The following is a 15,451-nucleotide window of genomic DNA, read 5'->3' on the forward strand; positions in this document are numbered from 1 at the left end:
TCATGTTCGAACCCGTGGTCGCCACGCTGATTACCTCCATGGCCCGCACCGTCACCGGCGCTCGCAGCCTGTGGCTGGGGTGCGCGCCAGTGCCGGTGCAGCGCATCTATTTCGCCAACCACAGCAGCCACGGTGACTTCGTGCTGGTGTGGGCGTCACTGCCGCAGAACCTGCGCAAGTTCACACGCCCGGTGGCCGGCAGCGATTACTGGAACAAGAGCGCGTTGCGCCGCTACATCATCAACCGCGTATTCAATGGCGTGCTGATCGACCGCGAGCGCAAAGAGCCTGTGGATAACCCACTGATGCCCATGCTCGCGGCCCTGGAAGGCGGCGATTCGTTGATCATCTTTCCCGAAGGCACGCGCAATCTCGAGGATGGCTTGCTGCCGTTCAAAAGCGGCTTGTATCACTTGGCAAAGAGTTACCCACAGGCCGAGTTGGTCCCCGTGTGGATAGCCAACCTGAACCGGGTCATGCCCAAGGGTCGCGTATTGCCATTGCCGTTGTTATGCACCACCAGCTTCGGTGCCCCCCTGCAATTGGAAGAAGGCGAAGACAAAGCCGCCTTCCTCGCCCGCACTCGCGACGCCCTGCTCGCCCTTGCCCCGGAGCATTCCTGAGATGGATAGCCAAACCCTGATGTTATTTGGCGGCATCGGCGCGATCCTGGTCATCGCCTCGCTGATCGGCCTGATCCTCAAGCTGCGCACCCGTGGCAGCCCCAACGCAGTTATCGACAACCTCAACGCCCGCATCAACGCCTGGTGGGTGATGGTGGTGGTCATCGGCATCGCCTTCTGGCTCGGCACCGGCGCGGTGATCCTGCTGTTCTACGCGGTGTCGTTCTACGCCCTGCGCGAATTTCTCACCCTCACCCCGACCCGGCGCAGCGACTACCCGGCCCTGGTGGCCGCGTTTTACCTGGCCCTGCCGCTGCAATACCTGCTGATCTACGCCGACTGGTATGGGCTGTTCTCGATCTTCATCCCGGTGTACGTGTTCCTGCTCCTGCCGATCCTCGCCTCCCTGGGCGGTGACAGTACGCACTTTCTGGAACGGGCATCGAAGGTGCAATGGGGGTTGATGATCGCCGTGTTCTGCGTGTCTTTCGTCCCGGCGCTGCTGACATTGGACATACCGGGTTACGAAGGCCGTAACCTGCTGCTGATCGCCTATCTGGTGATCGTGGTGCAACTGTCGGACGTGCTGCAGTACGTGTGCGGCAAGCTGTTCGGCAAACACAAGATCGCGCCCAACCTGTCGCCGTCGAAAACCGTGGAAGGTTTTGTCGGCGGGATCCTGTTGTCGTCGCTGATCGGCGCAGCGCTGTGGTGGACCACACCGTTCAATCCCTGGCAATCATTCCTGATCGCGCTGCTGATCAACCTGCTGGGGTTTGCGGGAGGGATTGTGATGTCGGCGATCAAGCGTGACCGCGGGGTGAAAGACTGGGGCCACATGATCGAAGGGCACGGCGGGATGCTGGATCGGCTGGATTCGGTGTGCTTTGCGGCGCCGATCTTCTTTCATCTCGTGCGCTACTGGTGGACCTAACCCACCCCTTTCTCAAACCCGATGGAGATCAAATGTGGGAGCTGGCTTGCCTGCGAAGGCGGTGGTGCAGTAACAGATGCAGCGACTGACACGCAGCCCTCGCAGGCAAGCCAGCTCCCACAGGGGATATGCGCCTACCTGTAGGTATTATGGTGCTTTCAATACCTCTAGCCAGTGATCTCGATATAGCTAGACTCTCCGCCTCCGGTCGCACCCGATAGCCAGCCCCAAACGAAACTCAGGGTAGTGCGCCCGGCGTGATCAACACCTACCGTGCCTCGTGACCACCCTGCGAGTAGCTCCCCGTCCAGGGTGACGCACTGATAAAGCAGCTCGATAGTATCTGGGCCGGTCACCCGCCCGACCTGCGTTCCCAGGCGAATTCGGCCACCGTGGTAAGTGCTCGAAATCACCCCGCCTTCGACTTCGTAATGAAACACGGTGCCGGTACCGGACAACCCTTGGGCGTTGTTGGCGACCACGAACCGGCGATTGTGCAAACGTGCGTGGACGGTAGCAGGAGGGTTTTGCATCAATACGCATCCTTGAATTGAGCGAATTCAAAACACAAAAAAGGGGCTGTTGAAAACAGCCCCTTTTGGGTACGCCAGTAAGGCTTACTCCACCGTCACCGACTTCGCCAAGTTGCGCGGCTGGTCAACGTCGGTGCCCTTGAGCACGGCGACATAGTAAGACAGCAATTGCAGCGGGATGGTGTAGAGGATCGGCGACAGAGTGTCGTGGATGTGCGGCATGTTGATGACGTGGGTGCCTTCACCGTTGGTCATTCCGGCCTTCTCGTCAGCGAAGACGATCAGTTGGCCGCCACGGGCGCGTACTTCCTGCAGGTTGGACTTGAGCTTCTCCAGCAGTTCGTTGTTCGGCGCCACGGTGACCACTGGCATGTCGTCATCCACCAGGGCCAACGGGCCGTGCTTCAGCTCGCCGGCCGGGTAGGCTTCGGCGTGGATGTACGAGATTTCCTTGAGTTTCAGCGAGCCTTCCATCGCAACCGGGTACTGCGCACCACGGCCGAGGAACAGGGTGTGGTTCTTGTCGGCGAACAGCTCGGCGACTTTTTCCACGGTGCCGTCCATGGCCAAGGCTTCGCCCAGGCGGGTCGGCAGGCGGCGCAGTTCTTCCACCAGAGTGGCTTCGACACCGTCGGCGAGGGTGCCGCGTACTTGGCCCAGTGACAGGGTCAGCAGCAACAGGCCCACCAGTTGGGTGGTGAAAGCCTTGGTGGAGGCGACACCGATTTCACGACCGGCCTGTGTCAGCAGGGTCAGGTCGGATTCACGCACCAGGGAGCTGATGCTGACGTTGCAGATCGCCAGGCTGCCGAGGAAGCCCAGTTCCTTGGCGTTGCGCAGGGCGGCCAGGGTGTCGGCGGTTTCGCCGGACTGGGAAATGGTCACGAACAGGGTGTCGGGCTGCACCACCACCTTGCGATAGCGGAACTCGCTGGCGACTTCGACCTGGCATGGGATGCCGGCCAGTTCTTCCAACCAGTAACGCGCCACCATACCGGCGTGGTAGCTGGTGCCGCAGGCGACGATCTGCACATTGCGCACTTTGGCGAACAGTTCAGCGGCTTGCGGGCCGAAAGCATTCACCAACACTTGGTTCTGGCTCAGGCGACCTTCCAGGGTGCGCTGTACCACGGACGGCTGCTCGTGGATTTCCTTGAGCATGAAGTGGCGGAACTCGCCCTTGTCGGCGGCTTCGGCACCGTCGCGGTATTGCACGGCTTCACGTTCCACGGACTGACCGTTCACGTCCCAGATCTGCACGCTTTCACGGCGGATGTCGGCAATGTCGCCTTCTTCCAGGTACATGAAGCGGTCGGTCACTTGGCGCAGGGCCAGTTGGTCGGACGCAAGGAAGTTCTCACCCAGGCCCAGGCCAATTACCAATGGGCTACCGCTGCGGGCGGCCACGACGCGGTCAGGCTGGCTCGCGCTGATCACGGCCAGGCCGTAGGCGCCGTGCAGCTCTTTGACCGTGGCCTTGAGGGCGGTGGTCAGGTCGCTGTGGTCCTTGAGCTTGTGGTTGAGCAGGTGGGCGATCACTTCGGTGTCAGTGTCCGAGGTGAAGACGTAGCCCAGGCCCTTGAGTTGTTCACGCAGCACTTCATGGTTTTCGATGATGCCGTTGTGCACCACCGCTAGGTCGCCCGAGAAGTGCGGGTGAGCGTTACGCTCGCACGGAGCGCCGTGGGTGGCCCAACGGGTGTGGGCGATCCCTAAGCGACCTACCAGTGGCTCACCGGCCAGGGCCTGGTCCAACTCGCTGACCTTGCCCGGGCGGCGCATGCGCTCCAGCTTGCCGGCGTTAGTGAAGACGGCCACACCGGCGCTATCGTAGCCGCGGTATTCGAGGCGCTTGAGGCCTTCGATCAGGATGGCAGTAACGTTACGTTCGGCGACTGCGCCAACAATTCCACACATGGTGCTTCTCCTAGATGATTGCCGCGCATATCAGCGTAATGCCGCGGGCTTGGATCTGGTCGCGGGCCTCGAGCGGCAGGCGATCATCGGTAATAAGGGTATGGACGCTGCTCCAGGGCAGTTCCAGGTTGGGAATCTTGCGGCCGATCTTGTCGGATTCGACCATCACCACCACTTCACGGGCGACCTCGGCCATGACGCGGCTCAAGCCCAGCAGTTCGTTGAAGGTGGTGGTGCCGCGCTGTAAATCGATGCCATCGGCACCGATGAACAGCTGGTCAAAGTCGTAAGAACGCAGGACCTGCTCGGCGACCTGGCCTTGGAACGAATCCGAATGCGGGTCCCAGGTGCCCCCGGTCATCAACAGCACCGGTTCGTGTTCCAGTTCGCTCAAGGCGCGGGCCACGTTCAGGGAGTTGGTCATCACCACCAGGCCCGGCTGATGCCCCAGTTCGGGGATCATCGCGGCGGTGGTGCTGCCGCTGTCGATGATGATGCGCGCATGTTCACGCAAACGCTTCACGGCCGCACGGGCGATGGCGCGCTTGTAGACCGAGATGGGCTGGGCAGCGTCACCCACCAGCTCTTGGGGCATAGTGATTGCACCGCCGTAGCGACGCAGGAGCAAGCCGTTACTTTCGAGGGCAGCAAGGTCCTTGCGGATGGTCACTTCCGAAGTTTCGAAATGTTTGGCCAATTCGTCCACGCTGACTTCGCCCTGTTCGTTGAGCAAGGTCAGGATATTGTGGCGTCGTTGGGGGGTGTTTCGTTTCGACATGGTAGTGATAAGTTTCGTTTCGAAAGATAACGAAGGCAATCAAAACCTATTGGTGAAAGATCGTCAAGAGGCGGAAGGCATTTTTGTAGAGCTTTCGGACATGCCACTAAACAACTGTGGGAGCTGGCTTGCCTGCGATAGCGGCGTGTCAGGCGACATCATGATGAATGTCAGACCGCTATTGCAGGCAAGCCAGCTCCCACAGGAGTGAATCTCAACGTATGGAGTTGTGGATAACTCAGCTCTTCTTGATTTTGACCGGGCGTTTCCAGCCGTCGATGTTGCGTTGGCGAGCCCGGGCAACAGCCAGTTGGGACTTATCCACATCCTGGTTGATGGTTGAGCCCGCTGCGGTGTTGGAACCATCGCCGATGGTCACCGGAGCAACCAGCGAGTTATTGGAGCCGATGAACACGTCTTCACCAATGGTGGTCTGGTACTTGTTGGCACCGTCATAGTTGCAGGTGATGGTGCCGGCGCCGATGTTGGTGCGGGCGCCGATGACGGCATCGCCCAGGTAAGTCAGGTGGCCGACTTTGGCGCCTTCGCCGAGGTGAGCGTTTTTCAGTTCGACAAAGTTCCCCACATGGGCCTTGGCCCCCAGCTCGCTACCCGGACGCAAGCGCGCAAACGGCCCGGCATCGCTGCCCTCGCCCATCACCGCACCGTCGATATGGCTGTTGGCCTTGACCACCACGCCTTTGCGCAAGGTGCTGTCCTTGATCACGCAGTTCGGGCCGATCACCACACCGTCTTCAATGATCACGCGGCCTTCGAGGATCACATTGATATCGATCAGGATGTCGCGGCCCACCGTGACTTCGCCACGTACATCGAAACGCGCCGGGTCTCGCAGGGTCACACCCTGGGCCATCAGGCGCAGGCCTTCGCGCAGTTGATAGTGACGTTCCAGCTCTGCCAGTTGTTTGCGGTCGTTGGCGCCCTGCACTTCCATCGGATGGTGGGGCTGCTCGGTGGCGACCAGCAGGCCATCGCTGACGGCCATCTCGATGACGTCGGTGAGGTAATACTCGCCCTGGGCGTTGTTGTTGGACAGGCGGCTCATCCAATCGGCGAGCTTGTTGGCAGGCACCGCGAGAATGCCGGTGTTGCCTTCAGTAATCGCGCGCTGGGCTTCGCTGGCATCTTTGTGTTCAACGATGGCAGCCACCTTGCCGTCGGCGTTGCGCACAATGCGGCCGTAGCCCGTAGGGTCGTCCAGCTCCACGGTCAGCAGGCCCATCTGGCCAGGCACCACGTGCTTGAGCAGGCGTTGTAAGGTTTCCACTTCAATCAGCGGTACATCGCCGTAGAGGATCAATACCGTGTCCGCGGTGATGAAAGGCACAGCCTGCGCGGTCGCGTGGCCGGTGCCCAGTTGCTTGTCTTGCAATACGAAATTCAGGTCGTCCGCGGCCAGACGCTCACGGACCACATCGGCACCGTGGCCAATCACCACATGAATACGTTGTGGGTCCAGTTGCCGGGCGCTGTGGATAACATGACCCAGCATGGAATTGCCCGCGACCGGGTGCAGCACCTTGGGCAGGGCCGAACGCATACGAGTGCCCTGGCCTGCGGCGAGAATGACGATTTCAAGAGACATGAATGGCTACCAATCCTGGGCGGTCCGGGTTCAGACCAAAGAAGTGTTTTGCAAAAAAGAAAAAGGGTAGCCGAGGCTACCCTTTTTAATCAATCACGCATCAAGCAAAACGGCGTGGCCGCTTACTTCTTGCGGATCTGCTGGAGAGTACGCAGCTGGGCTGCGGCCTCGGCCAGACGGACTGCAGCAGCGCTGTAGTCGAAGTCTGCGCCTTTTTCGTTCAGCGCCTTCTCGGCAGCCTTGACGGCTTCCTGAGCGGAGGCTTCATCCAGGTCGCCAGCACGTTGCACGGTGTCGGCAAGTACCTTGACCATGTTCGGCTGAACCTCGAGGAAACCACCGGAGATGTAAAACACCTCACGTTCCCCGCCTTGCTTGGTCAGAGTGATCGGACCTGGCTTCAAGCTTGTGATCAGCGGGGCGTGACCCATGGCGATACCAAGATCACCCAAGTCGCCGTGCGCTGTTACAAACTCGACCAGACCGGAGAAAATTTCCCCTTCCGCGCTGACGATATCGCAATGGACTGTCATAGCCATCTGATTGCCTCAACCTGATGAGCGCCCGTTTCCGGGCGCCAGGATTACAGTTTCTTGGCTTTCTCGATCGCTTCTTCGATGCCGCCGACCATGTAGAACGCTTGTTCTGGCAGGTGGTCGTAGTCACCGTTGAGGATGCCTTTGAAGCCAGCAATGGTGTCTTTCAGGGAAACGTATTTACCCGAAGCACCGGTGAAGACTTCAGCCACGAAGAACGGCTGCGACAAGAAGCGCTGGATCTTACGAGCACGGTTTACCAACTGCTTGTCGGCTTCCGACAGCTCGTCCATACCCAGGATCGCAATGATGTCCTTCAGTTCTTTGTAACGCTGCAGCACGTACTGAACGCCGCGAGCGGTGTCGTAGTGCTCCTGGCCGATCACGTTCGGGTCCAGCTGGCGCGAAGTCGAGTCGAGTGGATCGACCGCTGGGTAGATACCCAGGGAAGCGATGTCACGGGACAGAACGACGGTGGCGTCCAAGTGGGCGAAGGTGGTAGCTGGCGACGGGTCGGTCAAGTCATCCGCAGGTACGTATACCGCTTGGATCGAAGTGATCGAACCTTCCTTGGTCGAAGTGATACGTTCTTGCAGAACGCCCATCTCTTCAGCCAGGGTCGGCTGGTAACCTACTGCAGAAGGCATACGGCCCAGCAGTGCGGATACTTCAGTACCGGCCAGGGTGTAACGGTAGATGTTGTCGACGAACAGCAGAACGTCGTTACCTTCGTCACGGAATTTCTCGGCCATGGTCAGGCCAGTCAGGGCTACGCGCAGACGGTTTCCCGGCGGCTCGTTCATCTGACCGTAAACCAGTGCCACTTTGTCCAGAACGTTGGAGTCCTTCATCTCGTGGTAGAAGTCGTTACCCTCACGAGTACGCTCACCCACACCTGCGAACACGGAATAACCGCTGTGCTCGATGGCGATGTTACGGATCAGTTCCATCATGTTTACGGTCTTGCCTACACCGGCACCACCGAACAGACCGACTTTACCGCCTTTGGCGAACGGGCAAACCAGGTCGATAACCTTGATGCCGGTTTCCAGCAGGTCGTTGCCGCCCGCTTGTTCTGCGAACGAAGGTGCTGCGCGGTGAATGCCCCAGCGCTCTTCGGTGGCAATCGGGCCAGCTTCGTCGATCGGGTTGCCCAGTACGTCCATGATCCGGCCCAGGGTCACTTTACCGACCGGTACGGAGATGGCAGCGCCAGTGTCGACAACGTCCAGACCGCGCTTCAAGCCTTCGGTGGAACCCATCGCAATGGTACGAACTACGCCGTCGCCCAGCTGCTGCTGAACTTCCAGGGTAGTTTCCGCGCCTTGTACTTTCAGCGCGTTGTAGATGCTCGGTACGCTGTCGCGTGGAAATTCCACGTCGATAACGGCGCCGATGATTTGAACGATACGTCCGCTACTCATAGCTGGATCCTCTGAATATTTGAACCGTTAAACCGCGGCAGCGCCGCCGACGATTTCCGAGATCTCTTGGGTGATCGCAGCCTGACGCGCCTTGTTGTAGATCAGCTGCAAATCGCTGATCAGATCACCGGCGTTATCGGTAGCGTTTTTCATCGCGATCATCCGCGCCGCTTGTTCAGCTGCGTTGTTCTCGACCACCGCCTGGTACACCTGCGACTCCACGTAGCGCACCATCAAGCCGTCAAGCAGCTCTTTGGCGTCTGGTTCGTAGAGGTAGTCCCAGTGGTGCTTGAGTTCCTGATCCGGGGTTGCCACCAGTGGAATCAATTGCTCCACGGTTGGCTGCTGGGTCATGGTGTTGATGAACTTGTTGGATACCACGGACAGGCGGTCAATCCGGCCTTCCAGGTACGCATCCAGCATCACCTTCACACTGCCGATCAAATCATTGATCGACGGCTCTTCACCCAGGTGGCTGATAGCTGCAACGACGTTACCGCCGAAGTTGCGGAAAAAGGCCGCACCCTTGCTACCAACAACACACAGATCGATCTCGACGCCGTTTTCGCGGTTTACCGCCATGTCCTTGACCAGGGCCTTGAACAGGTTGGTATTCAGACCACCGCACAAACCACGGTCACTGCTCACTACCACATAACCCACACGCTTGACGGCGCGCTCGATCATGAACGGGTGGCGGTATTCCGGGTTGGCGTTGGCCAGATGCCCAATTACCTGGCGGATACGCTCCGCATAAGGACGGCTAGCAGCCATGCGCATTTGTGCCTTGCGCATTTTGCTGACCGCCACTTTTTCCATGGCGCTGGTAATTTTTTGCGTGCTTTTGATGCTCGCAATCTTACTGCGAATCTCTTTTGCGCCTGCCATGTAACACCTATCAGGTTAGCAAGCGGAAGCCTTGCGGCTCCCGCTGCGGCTTACCAGGTTTGGGTGGCCTTGAACTTCTCGATACCGGCTTTCATGCCAGCGTCGATATCGTCATTGAAGTCACCCTTCACGTTGATCTTCGCCATCAATTCGGCGTGATCGCGGTTGAAGTAAGCAATCAGCGCTTGTTCAAAGCTGCCGACCTTGGCGATTTCAACGTCGGTCAGGAACCCACGCTCAGCGGCATACAGCGACAACGCCATGTCAGCGATCGACATTGGGGCGTATTGCTTCTGCTTCATCAGCTCGGTAACGCGCTGACCATGCTCAAGTTGCTTACGGGTCGCTTCGTCCAGGTCAGAAGCGAACTGGGCGAATGCCGCCAGTTCACGGTACTGAGCCAGAGCGGTACGGATACCACCGGAGAGCTTCTTGATGATCTTGGTCTGAGCGGCACCACCCACACGGGATACCGAAACACCGGCGTTCACTGCAGGGCGGATGCCCGAGTTGAACATGGCCGATTCCAGGAAGATCTGACCGTCGGTGATGGAAATCACGTTGGTCGGAACGAACGCGGAAACGTCGCCAGCCTGGGTTTCGATGATCGGCAGTGCGGTCAGGGAACCGGTTTTGCCGGTCACTGCGCCGTTGGTGAACTTCTCTACGTATTCTTCCGAAACGCGGGATGCGCGCTCCAGCAGACGGGAGTGGAGATAGAACACGTCGCCTGGGTAGGCTTCACGGCCTGGTGGACGGCGCAGCAGCAGGGAAATCTGGCGGTAAGCCACTGCTTGCTTGGACAGATCGTCATAAACGATCAGCGCGTCTTCACCGCGGTCGCGGAAGAATTCACCCATGGTGCAACCGGAGTACGGTGCCAGGAATTGCAGCGCAGGAGATTCCGAAGCACTGGCAGCCACAATGATCGTGTTGGCCAGGGCGCCGTTTTCTTCCAGCTTGCGAACTACGTTGGCGATGGTCGATTGCTTCTGACCGATGGCTACGTAGACGCAGAAAATGCCGCTGTCTTTCTGGTTGATGATCGCGTCGATCGCCAGAGCGGTTTTACCGATCTGACGGTCACCGATGATCAGCTCACGCTGGCCACGGCCGACCGGGATCATGGCATCGACAGCCTTGTAGCCAGTCTGTACAGGCTGGTCTACCGACTTACGCCAGATCACGCCTGGAGCAACTTTCTCGACCGCATCGGTCTCGGTGTTGCCCAGTGGACCTTTACCGTCAACAGGGTTACCCAGTGCGTCGACAACGCGACCCAGCAGTTCCTTACCAACCGGAACTTCCAGGATGCGGCCTGTGCACTTGGCGCTCATGCCTTCAGCCAGACTGGTGTATGCGCCCAATACAACGGCACCTACGGAGTCTTGCTCCAGGTTGAGGGCCATACCGTAGACGCCGCCCGGAAACTCGATCATCTCGCCGTACATGACGTCGGCCAGACCGTGAATCCGCACGATGCCGTCAGATACGCTGACGACAGTGCCTTCGTTACGGGCTTGGGAGGTCACATCGAGCTTGTCGATGCGGCCCTTGATAATTTCACTTATTTCGGAAGGATTGAGTTGCTGCATTGCTCTGCTGCCCCTTCAAACTCAAGATTTCAATGCTTCGGCAAGTTTCGCGATTTTGCCGCGAATCGAGCCATCGATAACCAGGTCGCCGGCACGGATAACAACACCACCAATAAGCGATGCGTCCTCCGAAGCTTGCAGGCGCACTTCCCGATTGAGTCGTGCACTGAGAACCTTGGCGAGTTTGTCTTGCTGTTCTTGGTTCAATGCGAAAGCACTGGTCACTTCAACGTCTACCGATTTCTCTGCTTCGGCCTTGTACAGGTCGAACAGAGCGGCGATCTCCGGCAATAGCGGGAGACGGTCGTTTTCGGCAATGACGTGGATGAAGTTCTGCACCTTCACATCAAACTTGTCGCCGCACACTTCAATAAAAGTGGCGGCCTTGTCTGCGCTCGTCAGGCGCGGGGCCTTGAGCACGCGCTGCATGGTGTCGTCTTGCGACACTGCTGCAGCCAGGCCGAGCATGGCTGACCAAGAGGCCAGTTGCTGGTGGGCCTGGGCGTGCTCGAAGGCTGCCTTAGCGTAAGGTCGGGCCAACGTGGTCAGTTCTGCCATGATCGCCCTCGCTTAAATTTCAGCAGCCAGTTTGTTAACCAGCTCCGCGTGCGCGTTTTGATCGATTGTGGCACCGAGGATCTTCTCAGCACCGCCAACGGCCAGAGCACCCAGTTGGGCACGCAGCGCGTCTTTGACACCGTTCAGTTCCTGTTCGATCTCGGCATGAGCCGAAGCCTTCACACGGTCAGCTTCGACGCGGGCTTTTTCAACAGCCTCTTCGACGATCTGGTTACCGCGTTTCTTGGCTTGCTCAATGATCTCGGCTGCCTGTGCTTTAGCTTCGCGCAGTTGCTGACCCACTTTCTCGTGGGCCAACTCCAGGTCGCGAGCTGCACGGCTGGCAGCGTCCAAACCATCCGCGATCTTCTTCTGACGTTCGTGCAAAGCCGCGATGACCGGAGGCCACACGAACTTCATGCAAAACACTACAAAAATGAAGAACGCAACGGATTGGCCAATCAGGGTTGCATTAATGTTCACGCCAACACCTCGCTCATTCGTTGTCCATCACCCCAATCACTCGAAAATTCGAGTGATTAGCCAGCGAGTTGACCAACGAAGGGGTTCGCGAAGGTGAAGAACAGTGCGATACCAACGCCGATCATGGTCACGGCGTCGAGCAGGCCGGCGACGATGAACATTTTAACTTGCAGCATTGGGACCATTTCTGGCTGACGCGCTGCGCCTTCCAGGAATTTGCCGCCCAGCAGGCCGAAACCAATGGCAGTACCCAGGGCGCCCAGGCCGATCAACAGTGCAACAGCGATAGCGGTTAGACCAACTACAGTTTCCATCTTTCCTCCCGACTTTTACGTCGTATGGTTTAGGTTTTTTAGATTTTAAAGCGGTAAAACAAATCGTTTCATAGCCCTGTTGGGCCACCTTCCCGTTTGACCGGGAAGGACATCAGACTAGTCGAGACTGGTCTTAATGGTTCTCTTCGTGCGCCATCGACAGGTAGACGATGGTCAGCATCATGAAGATGAAGGCCTGCAGGGTAATGATCAGGATGTGGAACACAGCCCACGCCCACTGCAGAACTACGCCCAGGCCGCTAAGCCAGAGCAGGCCGCTGCCGAACATCACAGCGATCAGAATGAACACCAACTCGCCGGCATACATGTTGCCGAACAGTCGCAGAGCCAGGGAAATCGGCTTGGCGACCAGGGTGACGAATTCCAGCAGGAAGTTCACCGGGATCAGCAGGGCTTGAACGAAGATGTTCTTGCTGCCGAACGGGTGCAGGGTCAATTCGCCGATGAAGCCGCCGATGCCCTTGACCTTGATGCTGTAGAAAATGATCAGCGCGAATACCGACAGAGCCATGCCCAGTGTGGCGTTCGGGTCAGTGGTGGATACGGCGCGGAATGGAATGTGCGGGTCGCCGGAGATCGCCATGGCCAACTGAGGAATCCAGTCCACCGGGATCAGGTCGACGGCGTTCATCAGGAACACCCAGACGAAGATGGTCAGTGCCAGCGGTGCAATCACCGGGCTACGGCCATGGAAGCTGTCTTTCACGCTGCCATCGACGAATTCGACCAATACTTCAACGAAGTTCTGCAAAGCACCTGGCTGACCGGAAGTCGCCTTCTTTGCCGCCATGCGGAAAATCAGGACGAAGATCAGACCCAATGCGACCGACCAACCCAGAGTATCCAGGTGGAAAGCCCAGAAACCCATTTCTTTGGCTTCTGCTGCGGTGTGGGCAAAGCCCCAGCCGCCATTAGGAAGCTGACCGAAGGTCAGGTTCTGCAAGTGGTGCTGGATATAGCCCGAAGCGGTTGTTTCTGCCATGGTTGCCTCAAACGCCCTAAGGTTTCGAAAGTCTTGTTTTCATTAGCAGGGGAGCGAACCAGCTGACCAGTTGGGTCAACACGAAGACGCCGAATACAGCCAGCGGCGCCAATGGCTTCACACCTGCAAAGGTCAGTGCAAACAGCACTGCCGTCAAAATCAGTTTCCCTGCTTCGCCGGCATAAAAAGACCGGACGATAGCCTGGGCTGCTCGGGCGCCGGAAAACCGAAAGGCCCTGTGAGCAAAATACATATTGGGCAGCGAGGCTATCAGGCCTCCGCAGAGTCCTGAATACCCGGCTACGACTCCATGCCAATACCAGAGCGCCAATGCGGCGATCAGCAAAATGACAAATTGAGCCAGTAGAACCGGAAAAACAGCCAAGCGATGGAACGGCAACGTGTTTGGCGTGCGGGTTTCCATCACTCTTGCTCCTCAATGGTCGGCTGCCGGAAATCAATAACTTGGCATAATTTGTGCCGACAAAATGCGCGCAGAGTATAGGGGCGGTTCAGCCCCTATTCAACTGTCGGGTAGTGATTTCCGATCACGCGCTACATAAGCAAATGTTTCAGCGGATGTGGGCAAGGACGCCCTGAAGCTCATCGAGTGAGTTATATCCGATGACCAACTGCCCTTTGCCCTTCTTGCCGTGGCGAATTTGCACCGCAGAGCCTAGCCGCTCGGCCAGGCGCTGCTCAAGGCGCGCGATATCCGGATCAGGTTTGGCGGTTTCGACCGGTGCAGGTTTACCGCTGAGCCACTGGCGAACGAGGGCCTCGGTCTGACGAACGGTGAGCCCTCGTGCGACAACGTGTCGCGCCCCTTCAACCTGTTGATTTTCCGGCAAACCGAGCAACGCACGGGCATGGCCCATTTCCAGGTCGCCGTGGGACAACATGGTCTTGATCACTTCCGGCAGCGCGATCAAACGCAACAAGTTGGACACGGTGACGCGGGACTTGCCCACTGCCTCGGCCACTTGTTGCTGGGTGAGCTGGAATTCCTGCTGCAAACGCTGCAACGCAATCGCTTCTTCGATCGGGTTGAGGTCTTCACGCTGAATATTCTCGATCAGTGCCATGGCGATCGCGGTTTCATCCGGCACGTCGCGCACCATCGCCGGGATAGTCTCCTTGCCGGCCTGCTGGCTGGCACGCCAGCGGCGCTCCCCGGCGATAATCTCAAAGCGGCCACCGCCAATGGGGCGCACCACGATGGGCTGCATCACGCCCTGAGCCTTGATCGAGTTGGACAGTTCTTCCAGGGCCTGGGGGTCCATGTCCCGACGTGGCTGGTATTTGCCGCGCTGGATCAGGTCCAGCGGCAAGTGCTGCAGCTCGCGTTCGTCGGCCTGCACCGCTTGTTCTTCAAGCGATGTGACGGTCGGACCACTCAACAGTGCATCCAGTCCACGTCCGAGACCTCGTTTCTTGACGGCCATGGGGATTCCTTAAGTTGGCTGGGCTGCAGCGGTGCGTGAATTACGGCGTTGGCGGCGAACCATCTCGCCAGCCAATGCCAGGTAGGCGATGGCGCCACGCGAGGATTTGTCGTACGCCAGCGCCGGCATGCCATAGCTTGGCGCTTCGGCCAGACGGATGTTGCGTGGAATCACGGTGTCGTACAGCTGGTCACCGAAGTGTTCCTTGAGCTGCGCCGACACATCGTTCATCAGGCTCAGGCGCGGGTCGAACATGGTCCGCAACAAGCCTTCGATCTGCAGTTTCGGGTTGAGCAACTCGGCAATGCGCTTGATGTTATCCACAAGGTCGCTCAGGCCTTCCAACGCGTAGTACTCGCACTGCATGGGGATAATTACCCCATCGGCGGCCACCAGCGCGTTAAGCGTGAGCATCGACAGCGACGGTGGGCAGTCGATCAAGATGTAATCGTAGTTGTCGCGAATGGGCGCCAGGGCGCTGCGCAGACGGCTTTCTTTCATCTGCATTTCCAGCAACACCACTTCCGCCGCGGTCAGATCGCGGTTGGCCGGCAGCAGTTGGTAACCGCCGTGCTCGGAATAATGCATGGCCTGGGCCAGGTCGCATTCGCCAATCAGCAAATCGTAGACCGAGTTTTCCAGGCCGTGTTTATCCACACCGCTACCCATGGTGGCGTTGCCCTGTGGATCGAGATCGATCAACAGCACCCGACGCTTGGTCGCGACCAGGGATGCTGCGAGGTTGATACAGGTGGTGGTTTTACCCACGCCACCTTTCTGGTTCGCTATCGCGAATACCTTAGCCATTCTTGCT

At 58.5% G+C, this 15,451-nt stretch carries 17 protein-coding genes; 2 read left to right on the forward strand and 15 right to left on the reverse strand.

Annotated elements, in window-relative coordinates:
• The first annotated feature begins 2 nt into the window (after positions 1-2).
• Together AB9N64_RS17565 and AB9N64_RS17570 are read left to right on the forward strand one after the other, a co-directional pair.
• On the forward strand, positions 3-623 hold the full coding sequence (locus AB9N64_RS17565; protein ID WP_032901856.1) for a 1-acyl-sn-glycerol-3-phosphate acyltransferase: 621 nt from the start codon (positions 3-5) through the stop codon (positions 621-623).
• Between the two features lies 1 nt (position 624).
• Positions 625-1,557: a phosphatidate cytidylyltransferase gene (locus tag AB9N64_RS17570; RefSeq protein WP_014720583.1), complete on the forward strand. Its 933-nt coding sequence runs from the start codon at positions 625-627 to the stop codon at positions 1,555-1,557.
• A gap of 167 nt (positions 1,558-1,724) precedes the next feature.
• Here the strand turns inward: AB9N64_RS17570 and AB9N64_RS17575 are convergent, their stop codons facing one another.
• The 15 genes from AB9N64_RS17575 to AB9N64_RS17645 all read right to left on the reverse strand — a co-directional run bounded on the left by AB9N64_RS17575 (position 1,725) and on the right by AB9N64_RS17645 (position 15,444).
• Positions 1,725-2,090 (reverse strand): hypothetical protein, encoded by a 366-nt coding sequence (locus tag AB9N64_RS17575; protein ID WP_073452713.1) that lies wholly within the window; start codon positions 2,088-2,090, stop codon positions 1,725-1,727.
• Between the two features lie 84 nt (positions 2,091-2,174).
• Entirely contained in the window at positions 2,175-4,007 is a 1,833-nt protein-coding gene (gene glmS / locus AB9N64_RS17580; protein WP_014720585.1) for a glutamine--fructose-6-phosphate transaminase (isomerizing), read from the reverse strand.
• A gap of 10 nt (positions 4,008-4,017) precedes the next feature.
• Positions 4,018-4,785, reverse strand: a complete 768-nt coding sequence (locus tag AB9N64_RS17585) for a DeoR/GlpR family DNA-binding transcription regulator (protein WP_014720586.1) — start codon at positions 4,783-4,785, stop codon at positions 4,018-4,020.
• Positions 4,786-5,023: 238 nt separating this feature from the next.
• Positions 5,024-6,391 (reverse strand): bifunctional UDP-N-acetylglucosamine diphosphorylase/glucosamine-1-phosphate N-acetyltransferase GlmU, encoded by a 1,368-nt coding sequence (gene glmU / locus AB9N64_RS17590; RefSeq protein ID WP_014720587.1) that lies wholly within the window; start codon positions 6,389-6,391, stop codon positions 5,024-5,026.
• Positions 6,392-6,513: 122 nt separating this feature from the next.
• Complete coding sequence (locus AB9N64_RS17595; RefSeq protein WP_003195825.1) at positions 6,514-6,930, reverse strand: F0F1 ATP synthase subunit epsilon; 417 nt, start codon at positions 6,928-6,930, stop codon at positions 6,514-6,516.
• Between the two features lie 44 nt (positions 6,931-6,974).
• The gene (atpD, locus tag AB9N64_RS17600; protein WP_371359567.1) at positions 6,975-8,351 is read right to left on the reverse strand and encodes a F0F1 ATP synthase subunit beta; all 1,377 of its coding nucleotides are present in this window, start codon (positions 8,349-8,351) and stop codon (positions 6,975-6,977) included.
• Between the two features lie 27 nt (positions 8,352-8,378).
• On the reverse strand, positions 8,379-9,239 hold the full coding sequence (gene atpG / locus AB9N64_RS17605) for a F0F1 ATP synthase subunit gamma (protein WP_003195829.1): 861 nt from the start codon (positions 9,237-9,239) through the stop codon (positions 8,379-8,381).
• A 50-nt stretch (positions 9,240-9,289) separates the two neighbouring features.
• The gene (atpA, locus tag AB9N64_RS17610; RefSeq protein ID WP_003195831.1) at positions 9,290-10,834 is read right to left on the reverse strand and encodes a F0F1 ATP synthase subunit alpha; all 1,545 of its coding nucleotides are present in this window, start codon (positions 10,832-10,834) and stop codon (positions 9,290-9,292) included.
• Positions 10,835-10,855: 21 nt separating this feature from the next.
• Positions 10,856-11,392: a F0F1 ATP synthase subunit delta gene (locus tag AB9N64_RS17615; protein WP_003195833.1), complete on the reverse strand. Its 537-nt coding sequence runs from the start codon at positions 11,390-11,392 to the stop codon at positions 10,856-10,858.
• 12 nt (positions 11,393-11,404) lie between these two features.
• Entirely contained in the window at positions 11,405-11,875 is a 471-nt protein-coding gene (locus AB9N64_RS17620) for a F0F1 ATP synthase subunit B (protein WP_003195835.1), read from the reverse strand.
• Positions 11,876-11,931: 56 nt separating this feature from the next.
• A complete protein-coding gene (gene atpE, locus AB9N64_RS17625; protein WP_002555987.1) occupies positions 11,932-12,189 on the reverse strand; it encodes a F0F1 ATP synthase subunit C in 258 nt (85 codons plus the stop codon).
• 133 nt (positions 12,190-12,322) lie between these two features.
• Positions 12,323-13,192 carry a F0F1 ATP synthase subunit A gene (atpB, locus tag AB9N64_RS17630; RefSeq protein ID WP_014720589.1) on the reverse strand — a complete coding sequence of 290 codons (870 nt, stop codon included), beginning with the start codon at positions 13,190-13,192 and terminating at the stop codon, positions 12,323-12,325.
• 16 nt (positions 13,193-13,208) lie between these two features.
• Positions 13,209-13,616 carry a F0F1 ATP synthase subunit I gene (locus tag AB9N64_RS17635; RefSeq protein WP_137270723.1) on the reverse strand — a complete coding sequence of 136 codons (408 nt, stop codon included), beginning with the start codon at positions 13,614-13,616 and terminating at the stop codon, positions 13,209-13,211.
• A 148-nt stretch (positions 13,617-13,764) separates the two neighbouring features.
• A complete protein-coding gene (locus AB9N64_RS17640) occupies positions 13,765-14,637 on the reverse strand; it encodes a ParB/RepB/Spo0J family partition protein (RefSeq protein WP_003195890.1) in 873 nt (290 codons plus the stop codon).
• Positions 14,638-14,646: 9 nt separating this feature from the next.
• Positions 14,647-15,444, reverse strand: coding sequence for a ParA family protein (locus AB9N64_RS17645; protein ID WP_003195891.1), 798 nt, complete (start codon positions 15,442-15,444; stop codon positions 14,647-14,649).
• Positions 15,445-15,451 lie beyond the last annotated feature (7 nt).

Source organism: Pseudomonas sp. KT_2_4 (genome assembly GCF_041410225.1).
Taxonomy (GTDB): Bacteria; Pseudomonadota; Gammaproteobacteria; order Pseudomonadales; family Pseudomonadaceae; genus Aquipseudomonas; species Aquipseudomonas paracarnis.